Genomic DNA, 22,249 nt, shown 5'->3' on the forward strand with positions numbered 1-22,249 from the left:
AGCAGCGCCGCGCCCAGCGCGATGCGGTAGATGGCGAAGGCGGTGAACTTGTGCGACTTGATGTAGCCCATCAGCCACTTCACTACGACGAAGCCGGTGACGGCCGCGGCAAGGAAGGCCACGCCCACCTCGGTCCAGTTCTCGCTGCCCAGCTGCCCGGCCCTGGCCATCTCCAGGAAGGTGTAGGCGCTGGCGGCGAACATGGTGGGGATGCCGACCAGGAACACGAACTCGGCGGCGGCGGCACGGCGGCTCAGGCCCAGCAGCATGGCCAGGAAGATCGCCGAGGCCGAGCGCGAGGTGCCCGGGAACACACCGGCCACCACCTGCGCCAGGCCCACGCCGATCGCTACCGTCCAGGTCACCTGATCGCGGTCGGGCAGGCGCGCGGTGTAGGCCTCCACCAGCAGCATCCAGACGCCACCGATGATCAGTGCCCAGGCCACCGGGCTGACCGTTTCCGGCAGCGACCAGCCGGCCTTGCGCACGACCAGGCCGACCACCGCGGTGACCAGGAAGGCGGCCCCCAGCTTGAACACGTACTCGCGGTTCTCGCGCTGGTTGAAGCCGGTGGCCAGCTGCAGCAGGCGCTGGCGGAACACCAGCACCACGGCCACGATCGCGCCGGCCTGGATGACGATGTTGAAGAAGTCCGAGCGGGCCCCCAGCCAGTGCTGGGCGATGAGCAGATGGCCGGTGCTGGAGATCGGCAGGAATTCGGTCAAGCCTTCGAGGATGCCCAGCAGCAGGGCGGAGAGCAGGTCGGACATGGACGGTGCGTGCACGCGCGGCGGAAGGAAGAAGGTCGAGAGGATAGACGATCCCTGCTGCACCAAACGGGTGCGTCTGGTGACCGGCGCACCCGTTTGGTGCGCCCCGCTCTGCACCCGCACGGGGCGGTCTTTTTGAAATCAATGACTTGCGGCATCTGAAAAGTTGGCACGGTCATTGCTGTACCTCAGCAGGCATTCATCCCCATCCGAGGTCGTACCGATGTCCGTGGAAAACGTTGAGAAGCTGATCAAGGACAACCAGATCGAGTTCGTCGATCTGCGCTTTGTCGACATGCGTGGTGTCGAGCAGCACGTGACCTTCCCGGTCAGCATCATCGAGCCGTCGCTGTTCGAAGAAGGCAAGATGTTCGACGGCAGCTCGATCGCCGGCTGGAAGGGCATCAACGAGTCGGACATGGTGCTGCTGCCGGATACCGCCAGCGCCTACGTCGACCCGTTCTACGCCGATCCGACCATCGTGATCAGCTGCGACATCCTGGACCCGGCCACCATGCAGCCGTATGGCCGTTGCCCGCGCGGCATCGCCAAGCGCGCCGAGGCCTACCTGAAGTCCTCCGGCATCGCCGAAACCGCGTTCTTCGGCCCGGAACCGGAATTCTTCATCTTCGATTCGGTCCGTTTTGCCAATGAAATGGGCAACACCTTCTTCAAGGTCGATTCCGAAGAAGCCGCCTGGAACAGCGGCGCCAAGTACGACGGCGCCAACAGCGGCTACCGTCCGGGCGTGAAGGGCGGTTACTTCCCGGTTCCGCCGACCGACACCCTGCACGACCTGCGCGCCGAGATGTGCAAGACTCTGGAACAGGTCGGCATCGAAGTGGAAGTGCAGCACCACGAAGTGGCCACCGCCGGCCAGTGCGAGATCGGCACCAAGTTCAGCACCCTGGTGCAGAAGGCCGACGAACTGTTGCGCATGAAGTACGTCATCAAGAACGTCGCGCACCGCAATGGCAAGACCGTCACCTTCATGCCCAAGCCGATCGTCGGCGACAACGGCAGCGGCATGCACGTGCACCAGTCGCTGTCCAAGGGCGGCACCAACCTGTTCTCCGGTGACGGCTACGGCGGCCTGAGCCAGCTGGCGCTGTGGTACATCGGCGGCATCTTCAAGCACGCCAAGGCCATCAATGCCTTCGCCAACTCGGGCACCAACAGCTACAAGCGCCTGGTGCCGGGCTTCGAAGCGCCGGTGATGCTGGCCTACTCGGCCCGCAACCGCTCGGCCTCGTGCCGCATTCCGTGGGTGTCCAACCCGAAGGCACGCCGCATCGAAATGCGCTTCCCGGACCCGATCCAGTCCGGCTACCTGACCTTCACCGCGCTGATGATGGCCGGCCTGGACGGCATCAAGAACCAGATCGACCCGGGCGCACCGAGCGACAAGGACCTGTACGACCTGCCGCCGGAAGAAGAGAAGCTGATCCCGCAGGTCTGCTCCTCGCTGGACCAGGCGCTGGAAGCGCTGGACAAGGACCGCGAGTTCCTGAAGGCCGGTGGCGTGATGAGCGACGACTTCATCGACGGCTACATCGCGCTGAAGATGCAGGAAGTGACCAAGTTCCGCGCGGCCACCCACCCGCTGGAATACCAGCTGTACTACGCCAGCTGACCGGATGCGATGGCGGTGGGCTTCCCCCTCCCACCCGCCGCCATCGCTTCCGTTTTCGCGGCTGGGGAGCCGCAAGGCGGGCGCAGGCCCGCCGTTGTAGAGCGGACGGTGGTAGAGCGGACTGTTAGTCCGCTGAACTTCAATCCGCTTATCCAGGGGCAAGAGAGAGACCGGATACGCGACCAGGGCCGCCCTCCCTCCCGCGTCGGTCGTGCAAGGAGAGAGGCACGGCCGTCCCGGCCCTGTACGTGTCCGGTGCAACAGCCACGGCCATCACCCTGATGGCCGCTGGTTGCCTGATGCCAACGCGCGCTGGCGCGCTGGCCCCATCCACCATCGGGACATGCGCATGAAACTGATCTCCGCCATCATCCGGCCGTTCAAGCTCGACGAGGTCCGCGAGGCCCTGTCCGACGCAGGCGTGTCGGGCATCACCGTGACCGAAGTGAAAGGCTTCGGCCGCCAGAAGGGCCACACCGAGCTGTATCGCGGCGCCGAGTACGTCGTCGATTTCCTGCCCAAGATCAAGATCGAAACCGTGGTCACCGACGAACGTGCCGATGCGGTGATCGAAGCGATCCAGTCGTCGGCAGGCACCGGCAAGATCGGTGACGGCAAGATCTTCGTCACCGCCGTCGAACAGGTCATCCGCATCCGCACCGGCGAAATCGGTGCCGACGCGCTGTAACCCCCTTCCGGAGACTCCCCCATGAAGATGCGCTTTCTCACCGGGTGGCAAGCCCGGTTCCATGTCGTGTGGCTGTTGATGCTGCTCAGCGCGTTCGCCGTCGGTGCGTGGCCGGGCAGCGCCCATGCCCAGGCACAGGTGTCGCCGCTGCCGAGCGAAACCGTTGCGGTCGAACCGCTGCAGGACCCTGCAGCTGCAGCCGCTGCGCCGGCCGTGGCCGAAGCGGCCGCTGCCTATGATCGTGGCGACGTGGCCTGGATGCTCACCTCAACCCTGCTGGTACTGATGATGGTGGTGCCGGGCCTGGCCCTGTTCTACGGCGGCCTGGTGCGTTCGAAGAACGTGCTTTCGGTGCTCAGCCAGATCCTGGTGGTGTTCTCGCTGGTGCTGCTGCTATGGGTGGCCTATGGCTACAGCGCGGTGTTCAGCGCCGGCAATCCGTTCTTCGGCTCGTTCACCGAATTCGCCTTCCTCAAGGGCTTCACCCCCGAGTCGGTGGGCAACACGCCGATCAAGGGACTGCCGGACTATCTGTTCGTCGCCTTCCAGTCGACCTTCGCCGGCATCACCACCGCGCTGATCGTCGGTGCCTTCGCCGAGCGCATCAAGTTCCGCGCGGTGCTGCTGTTCTCGGCGCTGTGGTTCACCCTCAGCTACATCCCGATGGCCCACATCGTCTGGGGTGGCGGCTACCTGGGTGAACTGGGCGCGATCGATTTCGCGGGCGGCACCGTGGTGCACATCAACGCCGGTGTGGCCGGTCTGGTCGCTGCCTGGTTCGTCGGCAAGCGTCTGGGCTATGGGCAGACCGCGCTGAAGCCGCACAACGTGCCGTTCACCTACATCGGCGCGATGCTGCTGTGGGTGGGCTGGTTCGGCTTCAACGCAGGCTCGGCGGCAGCGGCCGATACCGTGGCCTCGCTGGCCTTCCTCAATACCGTACTGGCCACGGCAGCGGCCGTGCTCGGCTGGACGCTGGTGGAAGCGATCAGCAAGGGCAAGCCGTCGGCACTGGGTGCCGCCTCGGGCGCGGTGGCCGGCCTGGTCGGCATCACCCCGGCCTGCGGCACCGTCGGCCCGCTTGGCGCGATCATCATCGGCTTTGTCGCCGGCGTGGTCTGCGTCTGGGGGGTGACCGGTCTCAAGCGCCTGCTGAAAGTGGACGACACCGCCGACGTGTTCGGTGTGCACGGTGTCGGCGGCATCGTCGGCGCGATTCTCACCGGTGTGTTCAGTGCACAGTCGCTGGGTGGCACCAAGGCCGATCTGGATATCGGCCATCAGGTCTGGGTGCAAGTGGTCAGCGTGGGCCTGACCGTGGTGTGGTCGGCGGTGGTGACCACGCTGATCCTGCTGGTGGTGCGCAGCGTGGTCGGCCTGCGCGTGACCGAGGAAGCCGAGCGCACCGGTCTGGACGTCACCTCGCACGGCGAATCGGCCTACGAGGCCTGACCGGTTTCACGGTTTCAAGGGCGTCCCGCCACTGCTGCGCTGCACGCAGTGGCGGGCGTCAGGTACAGGTTTTCCTTGTGCCACCGGCATCAGTCGACGCAATGACGGAGCTCTGCTGGTTCCAGTGTAGATCCAGGGCTCTGCCCGCTGGCGGAATACCCTCCGTCGGACATCACACTTTGCCTTGAAGGCTTGCGCCAGCGTGGTTCGCTGGTGCTTTTTCCTGCCACACGATTCCCTTACAGTGCTGCCTCTTCCAGCCGCATCTTCGTCGGTCTGGCAGTCATCAGCAGGGAAAAGCATCGTGGAACAGGGACGTAAAGTACGCAGCCGGGTGTTGCAGTGGCGGTTGTCCGTGGGCGTGGCATTGGCCATCACTGGCCTCCAGGCGCCGGCATGGGCACAGACGGTGTCACCGGAGCAGGAACTGCTCCGGCAGCAGGAGCGCGAGCGCGTGCTGCGTGAACAGCAGGAATCCACACCGGATGTGCGCCTGCAGCCAGCCACCGAAGACCTCGGCCGCCTGCCGGTTGATGAGTCGCCCTGTTTCACCATCACCACCATCGCGCTGCAGGGCGAGCTTGCCGACCGCTTCCGCTGGGCGCTGGCGGCAGCCGATCCCCGCAGCAATCCCGCCACCGGGCGCTGCCTGGGTACGGCGGGCGTGGACATCGTGATGAAGCGCGTGCAGAACGCGATCATCGAGCGCGGCTACGTCACCACCCGCATCCTTGCCGCACCACAGGACCTGAAGACCGGCGTGCTGATGCTCACGGTCGTGCCAGGGCGGGTCAACGCCATCCGCTTCGCGGACGGAGAAGGCCGTACCCCCACCCTCTGGAATGCGATGCCGGTGACGCGTGGCGAGGTGCTGAACCTGCGTGACATCGAGCAGGCGCTGGAGAACCTGCAGCGCGTGCCGACCGCCTCGGTGGACATACAGATCGCGCCACCGGCCGATGGCGCGGCCGCCAAACCCGGCGAAAGCGACCTGGTGATCAGCTGGAAGCAGGCGCGTCCGGTACGCGTCAACCTGACCCTGGACGATGCCGGCAGCCAGAGCACGGGCAAGATGCAGGCCGGTGCCACGGTGTCGGTGGACAACCCTGCGGGCCTGAGCGATCTGTTCTACGTCAACGTGGGCAGATCGCTGTTCAACGGCAGCGAACGTGGCACCGACAGTTGGGCGGCGCACTACAGCGTACCGCTGGGCGGTTGGCTGCTGGGTGCCAACGCCAGCAAGTACGACTATGAGCAGACCGTTGCCGGTGCGTTCGAGAACTACGTCTACAGCGGCTCCAGCCGCAATGCGGAACTGCGGCTGACCCGCATGCTGTTCCGCAACGCGCATGCCAAGACCAGCATGTACGCGCGTGGCTGGTACCGCGAATCGGACAACTTCATCAACGATACCGAGATCGAAGTGCAGCGCCGGCGTATGGCCGGCTGGGAGCTGGGCCTGGGCCACCGTCACTTCATCGGCAAGGCGACACTGGATGTGAACCTGGCGTACCGCAAGGGTACCGGTGCCTTCAACGCGTTGCGTGCGCCGGAAGAGGCGTTTGGCGAAGGCACGGCGCATGGCCGCATCTATACCGCGGACGCGCAGCTGGTCCTGCCGCTGCAGTGGGGCAAGCAGAGCCTGCGCTACATCGGCAGCTGGCGTGCGCAGTGGAACCGCTCGCCATTGGTGCCGCAGGACCGGTTCTCCATTGGTGGCCGCTACACCGTGCGTGGCTTTGATGGCGAAATGTCGCTGACCGGTGAGCGTGGCTGGTTGCTGCGCAATGAAGTGGGCGTGCCCCTGGGCGGCGGCGTGGAGGCCTACGTCGCCGTTGATCACGGGCGTGTCGCCGGCCCGTCCACGGCCCGACTGCTGGGCGACCGGCTCACCGGTACGGCCCTCGGGCTTCGCGGTGGCACCCGCCACATCAACTGGGATGCGTTCGTCGGCAGCCCGCTGTCCAAGCCGCGTGGCTTCCAGACCGCCTACACCACCTTCGGAATGAACCTGGGCGTCTCGTTCTGACGCCTGCACATGACCGGCCTGCGCAGTCCCCTGCGCGGCCAACACGATGCGGTACCGCGCAGCCTGCTGCGCATACAACCCAACAGCACCGAAAGGAATCAGCGCCGTGAACAAAGTCTACCGTCTGGTCTTCAACCGTACGCTCGGCGTCATGCAGGTCGCCTCCGAGCTGGTCAACGCTGCACACGGCGGGGTAGACCACCGCGGCGGCAATACCGTCGGCACCCTGCGGCCGATCAGTTTCGCGCTCTGGCTGGTGCTGGGCTGGGTGGGATTGGTGCAGCCGCTGTCCGCGCAGCAGGCGCCGGCCGATCCCGGCCGTATTGCCGCCGACCCCGGCGCACCGGCAAACCAGCGCCCGACGGTGATCACCTCGGCCAACGGCACGCCGCAGGTGAACATCACCACGCCCAGCGCCGGCGGTGTGTCGCGCAACACCTACCAGCAGTTCGACGTCGGCCAGCAGGGTGTCATCCTCAACAACTCGCGCGGCGACGTGCAGACCCAGCTGGGTGGCTGGGTGCAGGGCAATCCGTGGCTGGCCACCGGTACCGCGCGTGTCATCCTCAACGAGGTCAACAGCAGCAACCCCAGCCACCTCAATGGCTACGTGGAGGTCGCGGGTGCGCGGGCGCAGGTGGTCATCGCCAACCCGGCCGGCATCCAGGTCAATGGCGCAGGCTTCCTCAACGCCAGCCGGGTGACCCTCACCACCGGCACGCCGATCGTCACCAATGGCGTGCTGGACGGGTATCGCGTGGAAGGCGGCAGCATCGGAGTCGGTGGTGCAGGCCTGGATACCAGTCGCGCCGACTACACCGACATCATCACCCGTTCGTTGCAGGTCAACGCCGGCATCTGGGCCAACCAGCTGCAGGCCAGCCTGGGAAGCAACGTGGTCAGTGCCGACCACAGCAGTGTCCAGGCGCAGAAGCCGGCTTCTGCGGCGCCCGTCTTCGCGCTGGACGTGGGCGCACTGGGCGGCATGTACGCCAATCGGATCTGGCTGGTCGGCAACGAACACGGCGTGGGCGTGCGCAACGCCGGCAAGATCGGCGCGCAGGCCGGTGAACTGGTGGTCACCGCCGATGGCCGGCTGGAGAATGTCGGCGCGATGCATGCGCAGCAGGACACCCGCATCGACGCCAGCGGCGGGATTGCCAATGCCGGCACGCTCAGTGCCGAGCGCGAGCTGCGCGTGCAGACCCCGGTAGACGTCGACAATAGTGGTGGCACGCTCAATGCGCGCCGCATCGAAGTGAACGCCGATGCGCTGCGCAATCGTGGCGGCAGCATTGAACAGCTCGGAACGCAGGCGCTGCAGCTGCAGGCGGCCGATGTCAGCAATCTGCAGGGCCGCATCGGCAACGTGGCCAGCGTCTCGCCGGGTACCGGCACCGGTACCCCGCCTGGCACCGGTACGCCCGGAACCGGGACGCCGGGTACGGGCAATCCGGGCACCGGCGCGCCCGGCACGGGTACCCCGGGCACCGGCTCTCCGGGCACCGGCACCCCGCCGGTCACGCCGCTCCCGCCCCTGGCAACCGGCATGCTCAACATCGCCGGAACCCTGAGCAACGACGGTGGCCGCATTGAAGCCAGCGGTGACCTGCAGCTCAGCGCCCGCAACAGCCTCGACAACAGCGACGGTACGCTGGGCGCCAGTACCCTGCAGGTACAGGGACAGGCGCTGCGCAACATGCGCGGCACCCTGCAGGTCCAGGGTGCGGCCAGCGCGCAGGTGCAGCAGCTGGACAACAGCGCCGGCCGCATGACCTTCGCCCGTGGCTTCGAGTTGAAGGCGCAGTCGGCGATCAATCGTGGCGGCAGCCTTGCCCACGGTGGCAGCGCGGCGACGACCTGGACGATCGGTCAGCTCGACAACGGCGAGGGCAGCATCTCCAGCAATGCCACGCGCCTGGGTCTGGACATCGGCACCCTGGTCAACACGAAGGGCAACATCAACCACGCCGGCAGCGAAGGGCTACTGCTGCGAGCGGAGGTACTGGAGGGTGTACAGGGCAGCATCGCTACCGCAGGCGCGGCAGACCTGCTGCTGGGTCGTGCCGACCACCGCGGCGCGCAGCTGGTCGCCCGCCAGCTCGAGCTGACGGCACGGGATTTCGACAACCGTGGTGGCCGCGTGCTGTCCACCGGCCAGCAGGCCAGTACGCTCAGCGTGCGCAATCATCTGGACAACAGCGACGGTGGCCTGCTGGCCAGCAATGCCGACCTGCAGATCGACGCAGCATCCTTTGGCAATGCCGCAGGTACCGTGCAGCAGGCGGGTACCGGCAACCTGCGCATCACCACCGCCAACCTGCAGGGCCAGGGCGGCACCGTCCTCAGCAACGGTACCCTGCAGCTGCACGGCGATACCCTCAACCTGCGCAATGGCACCACCGCTGCACAGCGCATCGATGTGCGTGCCGGCGACCTGACCACCGCGGGCGGCACGCTGACCTCGACGGGCAGTGATGCATTGCGCCTGCAGGTCGCGCGCACCCTGGACAACAGCGGCGGCACCGTGGGTGCCAATGGTGCGCTGGACATCAACGGCGGCACCGTCATCAACGATGGCGGCAAGCTGATCGCCGCAGGCACCGGCACCAGCCGCATCCATGCCAGCCAGCGGCTGCAGAACCAGCGCGGCCTGCTGTCCGGCAATGGCGACCTGGACATCACGGCCGATGGCCTGCTGAACGAGGGCGGCAGCATCGACCACGCCGGCACCGGCACGCTGAAGATCAACGCGACCTCGGTGCAGGGGACCGGTGGCAGCATTGCCAGCAACGGTCAGCTGCAGTTGAGCGGGCAGCAGCTGGACCTGCAGAAGGGCAGCACCCGCGCCCGTGACGTGAAGATCGATGCTGCCGGGCTGGACATCAGTGGCGGCAGCCTGCTGTCACTGGGCGAAAATGCGATGCAGCTGCAGGTGCAGGGCCTGCTGCGCAACGACGGCGGCAGCATCAGTGCCAACGGCGCCCAGCAGATCCACGCGGGCGCGCTGTCCAACCGCGGCGGCGCGCTCAACTCGGCCGGTACCGCGGCGTCGCAGATCCGGGTCGACGGCACGCTCGACAACAGCGGCGGCAGCATTGCCAGCAATGCGGGCAACCTGCAGCTGCAGAGCGGCGCCCTGATGAACGCAGGTGGCACGCTCAGCCATGCAGGTACCGCCGGCCTGGTCATCGACACCGGGCGCCTGGACGGCGCGAAGGGACAGATCGCCACCGCCGGCGCACTGCAGCTCAACGCGGCCGAAGTCGATCACCAGGGCGCGTCGCTGACCGCCACGCAACTGGACATCACGGCAGCCGGGTGGAACAACCGGGGCGGACGCATCGTCGCCACTGGCACCGGCAGCAATACGCTGCGCGTGCAGGGCACGCTGGACAACGGCAATGGCGGCACCCTCGCCAGCAACGGCAACCTGGATATCCACGCGCGCACCTTCGGCAATGCCGGGGGAACCGTGCAGCAGGCCGGTTCCGGCAGCCTGGCCATCACCACGCAGGACCTGACCGGTGCCGGCGGCACCCTGCTCAGCAATGGTTCGCTGGACCTGCAGGGCGACAGCCTCGATCTGCGCGAGGGCACCACGACGGCGCAACGCATCAGCATCGATGGTGACAGCGTGATCACGGCAGGTGGTCAGTTGAGCGCGCTGGGCGCCCAGCCCCTTCAGCTGCAGGCCCGCAGCCTGCTCGACAATACCGGCGGAACGCTGGGCAGCAATGGCGCCATCGACGTACGCGCAGGGCGCTTTGTCAACGACCATGGCAAGCTGATTGCGGCCGGTGAAGCGGCCTCTGCGATCCGGGCTGCACAGCTGGAGAACCGCAGCGGCTCGATCTCTGCCAACGGCAACCTGCACATCGAGGCGGAAACACTGTCGGGCCAGGGCGGGAGCATCGGTACTGCCCGCGCGCTGGATCTGCAGGGCGGGTCGTTGGACCTGCGCGGCGGTACCGTGGCGGCCGAGCAGCTCGACATCGTGGCCGGCAGCCTGGACAACAGTGCGGGTGCGCTGCGCGCTACGGGCAGTGGAACGCTGGCGATGCAGATCAGCGGTCGCTTGGCCAACGACGCTGGCACCATCGCCAGCAACGGTGCCCAGAACATTCAAGCCGGCGAGCTTTCCAACCGCGGCGGCACGCTCAGTTCGGCAGGCAGCGCTTCCACCGAGCTGCACGTGGATGGCCTGTTCGACAACAGCAACGGCGTGCTGGCCAGCAATGGTGCGGCGCTGAAGATCGACGCCGGCAGCATGGCCAACGTCAAGGGCACGCTCAGCCATGCCGGCAGCCAGGGCCTGCTGCTGCGCACCGGGCAACTGGATGGCCAGGGCGGCACCATCGCCAGCGCGGGCGCCATCACCCTGCAGGCGGGCAGCGTGGACCATCGCGGCGCCACCCTGCAGGCCGAGCGCATCGCGCTGGACGCACAGTCCTTCGACAACCGGGCCGGCAAGGTCATGGCGACGGGTGCGGAGGGCAGCCGGATCGACGTGGTCGGCAGCCTGGACAACGGCGGGGGGGGCCTGCTGGCCAGCAATGGCGACCTGGGCATCCAGGCGGCGGTGTTCGGCAATGCCGGCGGTACCGTGCAGCACGCTGGCGAAGGCGTGCTGTCGATCAATGCTGGAACGCTCAACGGTACGGGCGGCACGCTGGTCAGCAATGGCAGCCTGCTGCTCAAGGGCACCACCACCGACCTGCGGGCGGGTGTCACCTCGGCCAAGCGGATCGAGGTGGATACCGGCACCCTGATCACCGCCGGCGGCACGCTGACCGCGACCGGCGGCGACATGCTGCGGCTGAGCGCGCGCGAACGCATCGACAACAGCGGCGGCACCGTATCCAGCAACGGTGGGCTGGACCTGCGCAGCGCCGTGCTGGTCAATGCTGGCGGTACGCTGCAGTCCGCCGGCACCGCAGCGAGCCAGCTGAGCATCGGCCAGGACCTCAACAACCGTGGCGGCCGCATTCTGGCCAACGGTGGGCTCGGCATCACCTCAGGCAGCATCGACAACCAGGGCGGCACGCTGCACAGCGCAGCACGCCTGGTGGCAAAGGCCGATGGCCTGCTCGACAACAGCAACAAGGGCGTGATTGCCAGCGGCGCGGGCATGCAGCTGGCAGCGGCTTCGCTGGACAATCGCACCGGCAGCATCGAGCAGGCGGGCGACAGCCTGTTGCAGATCGATGCCGACACGCTGCAGGGTCATGCCGGCCGCATCGTCAGCAATGGCGAGCTGCAACTGAAGGGCGAGACCATCGATCTCAGTGCGGGCACCACGGCCGCGCAGCAGGTCAGCATCGAGGCCGGCCAGCTGGACAACACGGCGGGTACGCTGAACGCTACCGGCAACCAGGCGATGTCGCTGCAGGTACGCGGCGCGCTGGGCAATGACGGCGGCACCATCGCTGCCAACGGTGCGCAGCAGATCAGCGCCGGTTCGCTGTCGAATGCGGGCGGTACCTTGAGCTCGGCAGGTACGTCCGACAGCCGGATCACCGTCACCGGCCGTTTCAACAACGGCGGCGGCACCCTCGCCAGCAATGCCGGCAACCTGCGTGTCGATGCCGGGCAGCTGGTCAATGCCGCGGGCAGCATCGTCCATGCAGGGAAGGGCGTATTGACCTTACAGGCCACCCAGCTGGACGGCGCCGGCGGCAGCATCGCCACGGCAGGCGGATTGCAGCTGGATGCGGTGACCGTGGACCATCGCGGCGCCACCCTCACTGCCGATCACTTCGCCCTCAACGCCGACCGCTTCGACAACCAGAACGGCAAGCTGCTGGCGACGGGCACGCAGGCCAGCACCGTGCAGGCCACCACGTCACTGGACAATGGCGGCAACGGCCTGATCGCCAGCAATGGTGACCTGACACTGACCAGTGCAGTGTTCGGCAATGCCGGCGGCACCGTGCAGCAGGCTGGCACCGGCATGCTGGCCATCAACACACACACCTTGAATGGCCAGGGCGGCAAGCTGCTCAGCAATGGCGCCCTGCAGTTGACCGGCGAAACCACCGACCTGCGTGACGGCACGCTGTCGGCTACCCGCATCGCCGTGGATACAGGCACGCTGCTCAACGCGGGCGGTTCGATCATCGCCTCTGGCAGCGATGCATTGAAGGTGTCCGCGCGCGACAGGCTGGACAACAGCGGTGGCACGCTTGCCGGCAATGGCACGCTGGATCTGCGCAGCGCGCAGCTGCTCAACAACCGGGGCACGATCCAGGCTGCCGGCGGCGGTATCAGCACCCTGGCGATCACCCACGCGCTGGAGAATCGCGGTGGCCGCATCCTGACCACAGGAGACGCCACCCTCACCGCAGGCGCGTTCGACAATCGCGGCGGCATCGTGCACAGCGATGGCAGCAGCGCATTGACCGTGCGCGTCGACGGCCTGCTCGACAACAGCGACAAGGGCACCCTGTCTGCCGGAGGCGCACTGCTGGCCGAGGCACAGTCCATCAACAACGATAGTGGCACCGTGGCTGCTGGTCAGGACATGCAGCTGACCAGCGCCGATGCGCTGCGCAACCAGGGCGGCCTGGTCCAGGCCGGCAAGCACCTGCAGGTCTCGGCCAGCGGCCTGAACAACAACAGTGGCCGGATCATCGCCAACGACCTGCAGCTGGATACCCGCGGCCAGGCGCTGGACAACCGCAGCGGCATCATTGCCAGCCTTTCCGGAAACGCAGAGCTGCGCAGCGGTGCCCTGGACAATACAGGCGGCCTGCTGCAGTCGGCGGCAGCCCTCAGCATCAACACCGCCGGACAGCGGCTGATCAATGCCGGTTCCAACGGCAACGGCATTGTCAGCAGTGGCACGCTGCAGATCCGCAGCGGCGATCTGGACAACCGTGGTGGCGCGGTGTCCGCCAAGGCCGGTGCCGACGTGCAGGCCATCAACATCGACAACAGTGGCGGCGGCTCGCTGGTGAGTGCGGCCGACCTGCTGCTGCGCGCGCAGCAGCTGGCCAACACCGGTGGCAGCGTGACCGCCGGTGGCAATGCCGACATCAGCTTGCAGGGCGCGCTGCTCAACAGTGGCGGCCTGGTGGCCGCGACCGGCCGCCTCGACCTGCAGGCCGGCCATGTCGACAACCGCAATACGCTCAGCCCGGGCAATGGTCCTGCACTGGGGTTGCAGGGCAAGACCCTGCAGGTGACCACCAGCAACCTGGACAACCAGAACGGCCAGGTGATTGCCGACAACCTCGTGCTGCAGGTGAACCAGCGCCTGGACAACAGCGATGGCCTGGTGTCGGCGGCGCTGGGCTCCGATGTCCGCGCCGATACCCTGGTCAACAGCGGCGGCACCCTGGTGGCCGGCAGGCAGCAGACCCTCCGCACCCGCGAGATCATTGGTGATGGCCGGCTGATGTCGCAGGGTGACATGACTCTGGAGCTGGGCCAGAGCCACACCAACCGTGGCGAGATGGTGGCCAACGGCACGCTGAGCCTGTCCATCCAGGGCAACCTGGACAACACCGGCAAGCTGGCCGGCGCCAACGTCAACATCAATGCGGGCAACATCACCAACGCCTCCACCGGCGAGATCAGCAGCATCGGCCTGACCCGCCTTGCAGCGGGCGGCGCACTGGTCAACTACGGCCTGCTGGACGGCAACGTCACCCATATTACCGCCGCGACCGTCGACAACATCGGCAGCGGCCGCATCTACGGTGACCGCGTCGCCATCCAGGCAAGTTCGCTCAACAACCTGGCAGCCAACATCGGCGGCGTGGACCGTGCAGGTACCATCGCCGCGCGCCAGCGCCTGGACCTCGGCGTCGGCACGCTGACCAACAGCGGCAAGAGCCTGATCTTCAGCGATGGCGACGCTGCCATCGGCGGTGCCCTGAACGGCCTGGGCGCGGTAGGCAGCGCCCAGAAGGTGGACAACATCGGCTCCACCATCGAGGTCAGCGGCAACCTGGACCTGTCCGCGCTGGCGGTGAACAACATCCGCGAGAACGTGGTCGTGGAGAAGGTCACCACCGTGCATGCACCGGTGCGGCTGGAACAACCCGGCTGGTTCAAGAACGCCAACAACAACAACCGGGATTTCCGCGCTACCTCGAATTACCAGCCGTATGAGATCTACTACCTCAACCCGGCGGACATCCTCGAAGACACCCCCTATGTCACTCCGGATGGCCAGCAGATCCGCAAGGCGGTGATCCGGCTGTCCAGCAACACCAGCGCCTATGCGTTCGCCCGCGGTGGCGTGCATGGCGCACGCGCGTCACGTGAGCGCCTGAGCGTGCAGGACGGCACGGTCACGATCTATTACGTCAGCCGCGCCGACAACCGCAACAATCCCGATCAGCTTGGCGCAGGCGCGGAAGATCCCTTCCGCGATCTGTCCACCCGTGGTCCGGGGTCGCCGCCGATCGAGTACGTGACCGATACCCTTCGGTACAACAACGCCTACGGCACCTGCACCACGACCTGCGTGCAGATCATCACCTATCCGGACTATGACAATCCGGACGCGACGCTGATCAACATGCAGCGTCACCCGCAGGAGACCAGCGGCAACGAGAAGACCCGCATTGCCACCCGCACCACCGTGGAAGACGTGGTGGTTTCGGCAGGAAACAACGCCGTGATCAACGCGGGCGGCAGCATGCGGATCAGCACCGATCGGCTGGAGAACCGTTTCGCCAACATCGCCGCGGGTCGCGACCTGGCCATCGTCGGCCTGAACCGCGATCAGTCCGAGGTGATCAATGCTGCCGAGCAGCTGACCCGTACCAGCACCTTCGACAACCAGTCCATCACCTACGGTGGCTCCTCCAGCCGCTGGAAGGCGGCACCGATCACCGAGAAGACCGGCGCGCTGGGTTCGTCGATAACCGCCGGTGGCAAGCTCACCATCGATGTCGGCAACCTGCGCAACGACAACAACGGGGGCAGCAACCCCAACGCCGGTGGTGGCAAGGGCACCGCGCAGCTGGATACCAACGGCCGCGGTGCAGGTGCGGTCGGCCCCGGCGCGGGCAGCGTGCAGGGGCCCGGCCAGAGCACAGGCCAGGGTGCCGGCAGCGTGGACGCACAGGGGCCGGGCACCGCTGGCGCGGCGCAGGGCGCCAACGGTGGCCATCAGCAGGCGGTCGCCCAGACCGACGGCGTGCGCGCGGACGCGGCGGGTGCCCAGGGCCCGAGCCAGGCCGGCAACGCCGGGGCGGGTGCTGGCACGGCGCAGGACATCAATGCCGCCCAGGCCGGGCAGGCCAATGCCAACGGCCCGGCGGCGGTGCGCGCCGGAGAGCATGCCGGCAGTGGTGGCAATGCCGCAGTGGATGGCAAGCAGGCCACGACGACAACCGGTGCTGATCCGCGCGTGGTGATCACCACCAGCCCGAATGCCAGTGCACCCACCGCCAGCCTGTTCAATGTGGACGCCAACCGTGGCAACCACATCGTGGAAACCGACCCGCGCTTTGCCAGCTATCGCGATTGGCTCAGCTCGGATTACCTGCTGCAGCGCGCAGGCTTCGATCCCTCGCAGACGCAGAAGCGCCTGGGCGACGGTTTCTACGAGCAGAAGCTGGTGCGCGAGCAGATCGGCGAACTCACCGGCCGCCGCTTCCTTACCGGCCATGCCAGCGACGAGGACCAGTACCGCGCGCTGCTCGAGGCCGGTGCCACGGTGGCGAGCGAATGGGGCCTGCGCCCCGGCGTATCGCTCACCGCCGAGCAGATGGCACGCCTGACCAGCGACATCGTCTGGCTGGTGGAAAAGGACGTCACCCTGGCCGATGGCTCGGTGGTTCGCGCGTTGGTCCCGCAGGTCTACCTGCGGGTGCTGCCGGGCGACCTTGGCAACGATGGCGCATTGCTGGCCGGCGCGGAGGTGGACGTCAAACTGCGCGGTGACCTGGTCAACAGCGGCACGATTGCCGGCCGGCAGCTGGTCAGCATCGATGCCGGCAACATCCGCAACCTGTCCGGCGGCCAGATCAGCGGTGCCCAGGTGGGCCTGTCGGCGCGGCAGGACATCGACATCATCGGCAGTACCGTCAAGGCTACCGATGCGCTGGCGTTGAAGGCCGGCGGCAACATCACCGTGGCCTCGACCACCACGGAATGGAAGGATCAGGGCGACCGCCTGTCGCAGCAGAAGACAACGCTGGATCGCGTGGCGGGCCTGTATGTCACCAACCCCGGTGGCGATGGCGTGCTGTCGGTGGTGGCCGGCGGTGACATCGGCCTCAAGGCTGCAGAGATCCGCAATGCCGGCAGCCACGGCATCACCCAGCTGGTTGCCGGTGGCAACCTGGACCTGGGTGCGCAGACGTTGGGCCAGAGCAGTGCGCTGAACCACGACAGCCGCAACCACACCAGCAACAGCCAGACCACGCATGCGGTGACGTCGATTGAGGGCGCTGGCGATGTGGTGCTGGCGGCGGGCAAGGACATCAAACTGGCTGCAACCCGCATCAAGGCCGATGGCGGCATGGCCCTGCAGGCCGGTGGCGATATCAACAGCCAGGCGCTGGTGGACAGCCGCAGCAGCGACTTCAATGCAGGTGGCAAGCGCAGCTCGCTGCAGATCAGCCAGAGTGATGAGACCGTGCGTGGCAGCCAGTTGCAGGCTGGCGACAATGTAGTGCTGAGAGCGAACCGCGATATCAACCTGACTGCCACCCAGGTTGCCAGCTCGGATGGCACGCTGAGTGTGGCGGCCGGTCGCGACGTCAACCTGCTTTCGGCCAACGAAACGCATGACTTCAGCCTGGACAGCTACGACAAGAAAAAGAAAACCCTGTCGAGCACCACCACCACCCGCCACGCCGAGAGCAGCGACAGCTACGCCATTGGCACCGGCCTGATGGGCGAGAGCGTGAGCGTCACCGCTGGCCGCGATCTGACCGCCGTAGGCGCGGTGGTTGATGCCACCGGCACAGTGGTCCTCGGTGCGGGCAACAATGTGCTGATCACTTCTGCGGAAGACCATCACAGCAGTGAGTCCAGCGAGACCAGGAAGAAGTCCGGCTTCACCGGTGGCTTCTCCAATGGAACCGCTTCGATCGGCTACGGCAGCTCGAAGAACAGCAGCAGTTCTGCCGAGCAGTCGACCACCCAGGTCGGCTCCGCCATCGCCTCGCGCGAAGGCAGCGTGCTGATCAACGCCGGCAACCAGCTGACGATCGCCGCGTCCGACGTGGCCGCAGGCAAGGACCTGACCCTGGTCGGCAAGGACATCAACCTGATTGCCCGCCAGGATACGGTGGATACCCAGGCCAGCCAGTCGAGCAAGTCCAGCGGGTTCTCGGTGGGCGTCACCTACGACCCGGCCAAGGCGTACCGCACTGCACGCGACAACGCCACCGAAGGCATGGCCGACAGTGGCACGATGATGGGCCGGATCACGCGTACCGCTGAAGGCGTAGCGGCCGGCGTGTCGGCGGCCGTGCTGCCGGCGATCACGGCCGGCAGCCAGCGCTCGAACAGCAACCAGAGCCACTCCACCAGTGACGCCCGGGTCAGCAACCTCAATGCTGGCGGCAATCTCTCGCTGATCGCCAATGGCGGCTCGATCACCAGCCAGGGTGCGCAGATGACGGCCGAGGGCAATGCTGTCCTGCTGGCCACCAAGGACATCGTGTTCGATGTCGCGCACAACACCGAGCGCAGTGACAGCGACAGCCGGGGCAAGGGTTGGGGTATCGCCACCAACTCCGCCGGTCTGCCGTTTGGCACCAACAATTCGCGCAGCGAGGGCGCCGGCCAGAGCGATACCATCACCGGCACACAGCTGTCGGTGGGTGGCGGTGTACGCATGGCCACCACCGAGGGCGATATCAGCCTGACCGCCGCCAACATCGCTGCGGAAAAGGACGTCAGCATCCGCGCTGCGGGCGACCTGACGATCCGTAGTGGGCAGGACACGGTCAGCAATGCCAACCGCTCGGACAGCAAGGCGATCGGCACTGTGCAGATCTCCGATACCGAGAAGTTCTCCGGCTGGCATCGCGAGCAGCATCGCGATGACAGCGCGCAGGTCTCTCAAGTGGCCAGCACCATTGGCAGTCTCGGCGGCAACGTCAACCTCACCGCCGGTGGCAAGTACACGCAGAGCGCCAGCAATGTGGTGGCGGCCAAGGACGTGAACATCACTGCCGCTGAGATCGAGCTGCTGACCGCTGACGAAAGCGGTCACTACTCGCAGAGCGACAAGGACCTGAAGATCGGCGCCTTCGCGCGGGTGAAATCGCCGTTGATCGATCTGCTCAACAACGTCGACGCCGCCCGCAAGTCCGACGACCGCCTGCAGAAGATGCAGGGGCTTGCTGCTGGTGCCAATGCCTATCAGGCCGCCAGTGCCATCTCCAGCATGGCCGGCAAGGGCGGAGGCGGGGCACTGATCAGTGCCGAGGCCGGCGTTGGCTTCAAGACCTCCAGCAGCAGTGCCGACGGCAGCAGCCAGGTCTCGCGTGGCTCTACCATCCAGGGCGGCGGCAACGTCAACCTGACCAGCACCCAGGGCGACATCCACGTGGTGCAGGGCAACCTGAGCGCGGGCAACACGCTCAGTCTGGATTCGGCCGGTGACATCCTGCTGGAAGCCGGCAAGGCGCATGTGGCCGACCGTAGCAAGAGCAGCAATGCCGGCGCCGAAGTCGGCGTGGGCGTTGCGGTGGGTGCGCAGACCGGTGTGTATGTCTACGCCGAAGCGAGTGTGGGCAGCAGCAAGTCCAATGCCGAGAGCAGCACCTGGCAGAACACCACGCTGACCGGCAAGAACATCTCGATGAAGGCCGAGGGCGATACCACCCTTCGCGGCGCGACCGCCACCGCCGACCGCATCGACGTCAAGACGGGGGGCACGCTGACCATCGAATCGCTGCAGGACGTCGCCGAGAGCATGTCCAAGAACAGCCAGGTGGGCGGCCGCGTGCAGGTCTCGTTCGGCACCGCGTGGAACGCCGACGGCTACGCCAGCGGAGGCAAGGCCAACGGTAGCTATCAGGGCGTTGGCCAGCAGAGCGGCCTGTTTGCCGGCAATGGTGGTTATCACGTGGATGCTGGCCACGTGAATCTGGTGGGCGGCGCGATCGCCAGCACCAATGCAGGAAACAGCGAGCTGACTGCGGATTCGCTGACGTTTACCGACCTGCAGAACCATATGGACTACAAGGCCACGTCGGGCAGCATCAGCGGTGGCTTCGGCAGCAGTGGCAAGGGCCCGACGGACAAGAGTGTGGGAGCGGTTGAGCAGCTGCAGGGTATCGGCAGCAGCATCAAATCCGGAACGTTCGGCGGCGTGGATGGTGTCGGGTTCGGCGGTGGACTGCCGATGCATGAAAGTGGCAGCGACAGTTCAAGCACGCGTGCAACACTGACCGAGGGCAATATCACCATCGGCGGCAGGAAGACCACAGCGGCCGAACTTGGTGTCAATACCGATGCAGCTGCGGCACACCGCGCGCTGGAGGCAATGCCGGATGCCAACAAGATGCTGGCCGATCAGCAGGCGATGGCGAATGCAGCAGGCACGGTACTGGCCACCAGCAAGCAGATCGCATCGGACATTGGAAGCTACGGGATCAACAAGATCACTGATGCCTACCTGGAAGGGAAGAGCGCCGCAGAGAAGGAGGCGTTTGCCAACCTCAGTTCCAAGGACCAGTACGCCGCCCTTGCCGGATTTGACAGCTCCTACCCTGATGCACTGGTCACGCAGCAGAAGTGGGCACCCGACGGTACCTACGGCCGTGCGCTCAACGCGGTCTCCACCGCGCTGGTCGGCGGCGTGGCAGGGCAGGCAGGTGGTCAGGTCATCCCGAACACACTCGCGCCCTACGCCGCTGAGCTGATTGGAAAGACATTCGATCCAAACAAGCAGAGCGCCGTCCCAAGTGAGGCGATGCAGATGCTCTCGCACGCGCTTCTTGGCGCGCTGCTTGCGGAGGCGAATGGGGGTTCGGCGGGTACCGGAGCCGCTGCTGCAGGAGGTGGTGAACTGGCAGCCAAATTCCTGGGTGACTACTACGCGCGGCAGAATGGCGGGCAGCTGACTCCGGAGCAGGAACAGCAGATCAAGGCATTGGGCCAGGCGGTCGGCGCGATGGCTGGTGGGATTGGTGGAGACGGAGCCATGGGTGCGGCGTTGGGAGCCACCATCGCCAAGAACTCCGTCGAGAACAACTACCTGAATCATGCAGAGCGCATGCAGTTCCTGGACGCCATGCTTAGCTGCATGAAGAGCGGGGAGCGTTGCGGCGAACAGAAGGAGCTGGCAGCGCTGTCGGATGCGCGCAATACGGCACTGATTGCAGCATGTACCGCGGCTGCCGATTCGCCTGCCTGCCGCGCAGAGCAGTCGAAACTGGGTGACGCCTATTGGTCACTTACCCAGAATGATTCCACCTATCTGCGATGGATCAACGACAATGGCCTTGATCTGGCCCAGGCGGCACTGACGAAGGGCAATGGTGGCCAGCTCGCCTCCGATCTGCTGACGCATACGTCTTCCCTGGATGCCCGTTACAAGATCACCTGTGCAGCGGCAGGGCGCTGCGATCCATTCACCGCCGGCATGCTCGCGTTGAATGGGAAGACACAGGAGGCGGCGGCCAACGCGGCACTGAATCTGCTGTTCGACAAGGCGGGCTCGGGAGCAGGCGTGGTGACCAACGCGGGTGGAATGGTCATGGACATGGCGAAGATGAATGCCATCTACATGTCCATTGAGAGCACCAAGCAGGCCTTGAACGACTTCCAGCGCATCGGTGAAATTGGCGGCTGGGGTGTCATGAAGGAAAAGGGCGCCGGCGCCTGGTCGTCCATTTCAGGCTACTTCGGGAACGGCTGGGATGCGGCGACCTACGAGCTGGGCCTGAACCAGAAATGGAACCTGGCCGATGTGGCCGCAAACGGATTCACCAAGGGGGACATTGGGCTGGACGTCGCATTGGCTGTGATCAGCCTGGGTGATGTCACCGCGATGCGGGCGGCCGCGAAGGCCAGGAAACTGGCGGCGTTGGAGTCAGGCGCCGCTGCAAAGCCGGTGGCACCCGATCTGGTCCCCCCGCGACAGCCGGCAGACGTCCCGGCGCCTGTGAACAAGCCGTTGGCACTGCCTTCGCCAGAGTTCAATGTTCCCAACGGTTACACGCTGGTCAAGAACGCCGATGGCACGGCCAGCGTTACTGGTCCGCGAGGAGGAACCTACACCTCGACCGGGAGATATACGGATGAAGGCAAGCCGATCTTCAAAGACAATAGTGGGGGTTACGTCACCTTGGATGGTGCGCGTTCATCGGTCCCCGCTCCCGTCGATTTCGAGTCTGCTCCCAAGCATCATATTTGCACCAATAAATGTCTTGTGGGGGCCAATGGAAAGGTCGCGTGGACCAAAGAGTACATGCGGTTCTTCGAAGGCGCAGGGCTTGATATAAACAAGTCTGTAGAGAATCTGGTTGCAGTCAAGGGCCATCGTGGGCCGCACCCTGAGGCATACCATCAGTACGTATATGATAATCTTGACAGAGCGACCAGTGGCTTGAAGCCTGGCACGGCAGCGTACAACTCTGCAGTCACAAGAACGCTGGAGAGGATGAAGGCAGAAGCGGTTATCGTGGGAAGTCAGGTCAACAAGTGGTTGACGAGGAGTTGAGTTGAAATACTTTCGCATCAGGCCCGAC

The 22,249-nt window shown here is 66.0% G+C and carries 6 protein-coding genes; 5 read left to right on the forward strand and 1 reads right to left on the reverse strand.

The features are described 5' to 3' along the window. On the reverse strand, positions 1 to 770 hold a 770-nt coding region (locus tag QRO91_RS01005), incomplete at its 3' end, for an undecaprenyl-diphosphate phosphatase (protein ID WP_285310195.1). Between the two features lie 223 nt (positions 771 to 993). Between QRO91_RS01005 and glnA the strand changes: the two genes are divergently transcribed. The 5 genes from glnA to QRO91_RS01030 all read left to right on the forward strand — a co-directional run bounded on the left by glnA (position 994) and on the right by QRO91_RS01030 (position 22,221). After that, on the forward strand, positions 994 to 2,403 hold the full coding sequence (gene glnA, locus QRO91_RS01010; protein WP_010487206.1) for a type I glutamate--ammonia ligase: 1,410 nt from the start codon (positions 994 to 996) through the stop codon (positions 2,401 to 2,403). A 349-nt stretch (positions 2,404 to 2,752) separates the two neighbouring features. Further along, the gene (locus QRO91_RS01015; RefSeq protein ID WP_004134334.1) at positions 2,753 to 3,091 is read left to right on the forward strand and encodes a P-II family nitrogen regulator; all 339 of its coding nucleotides are present in this window, start codon (positions 2,753 to 2,755) and stop codon (positions 3,089 to 3,091) included. Between the two features lie 21 nt (positions 3,092 to 3,112). Next, positions 3,113 to 4,543, forward strand: coding sequence for an ammonium transporter (locus QRO91_RS01020; RefSeq protein WP_049429857.1), 1,431 nt, complete (start codon positions 3,113 to 3,115; stop codon positions 4,541 to 4,543). Positions 4,544 to 4,847: 304 nt separating this feature from the next. Next, a complete protein-coding gene (locus QRO91_RS01025) occupies positions 4,848 to 6,572 on the forward strand; it encodes a ShlB/FhaC/HecB family hemolysin secretion/activation protein (RefSeq protein WP_049429856.1) in 1,725 nt (574 codons plus the stop codon). Positions 6,573 to 6,678: 106 nt separating this feature from the next. Beyond that, positions 6,679 to 22,221 (forward strand): hemagglutinin repeat-containing protein, encoded by a 15,543-nt coding sequence (locus QRO91_RS01030; protein WP_285310196.1) that lies wholly within the window; start codon positions 6,679 to 6,681, stop codon positions 22,219 to 22,221. Positions 22,222 to 22,249: the final 28 nt, after the last annotated feature.

The organism is Stenotrophomonas maltophilia group sp. Smal32 (genome assembly GCF_030237085.1).
GTDB classification, from domain to species: Bacteria; Pseudomonadota; Gammaproteobacteria; order Xanthomonadales; family Xanthomonadaceae; genus Stenotrophomonas; species Stenotrophomonas maltophilia_Q.

Coding starts and splice junctions, on each gene's coding strand:
- QRO91_RS01015 (WP_004134334.1), top strand. CDS start 2,753: ATGAAACTGATCTCCGCCATCATCCGGCCGTTCAAGCTCGACGAGGTC.
- QRO91_RS01020 (WP_049429857.1), top strand. CDS start 3,113: ATGAAGATGCGCTTTCTCACCGGGTGGCAAGCCCGGTTCCATGTCGTG.
- glnA (WP_010487206.1), top strand. CDS start 994: ATGTCCGTGGAAAACGTTGAGAAGCTGATCAAGGACAACCAGATCGAG.